Below are 311 nucleotides of genomic sequence, written 5' to 3'. Positions count from 1 at the left end.
GATGAGAACCTCGCCTACCATGCAAGAATGCTGGCGACGAACCAGGTCTATTTCACTTTCCGTGGTGTGAGCGCACATGCGGGCTTCGAGCCCCATCTCGGGCGAAGCGCGCTCGATGCAGTCGAGCTGATGAATGTCGGGGCAAATTTCCTGCGCGAGCACATCGTCCAGGACGGCAGAATTCACTATGCAATAACGGATACCGGCGGAAAGGCGCCCAATGTCGTCCAGTCGCAGGCCGAAGTACTCTACAAGGTCCGCGCGCCGCTGATGGATCAGGTGCGGGACATCACCGACCGGGTCAAGGACGT

The 311-nt window shown here is 59.2% G+C and carries 1 protein-coding gene; it reads left to right on the top strand.

What is annotated here, in order from left to right; all coding sequences use genetic code 11:
- Positions 1 to 311: peptidase dimerization domain-containing protein (locus AF337_RS27300; protein WP_152971212.1), on the top strand; the 311-nt coding region annotated here is incomplete at both ends.

This window comes from Rhizobium ecuadorense, from assembly GCF_001187535.1.
GTDB lineage: Bacteria > Pseudomonadota > Alphaproteobacteria > Rhizobiales > Rhizobiaceae > Rhizobium > Rhizobium ecuadorense.
Note: the sequence above shows the minus strand (reverse complement) of the source record. Positions and strands in the feature narration are given on the sequence as shown.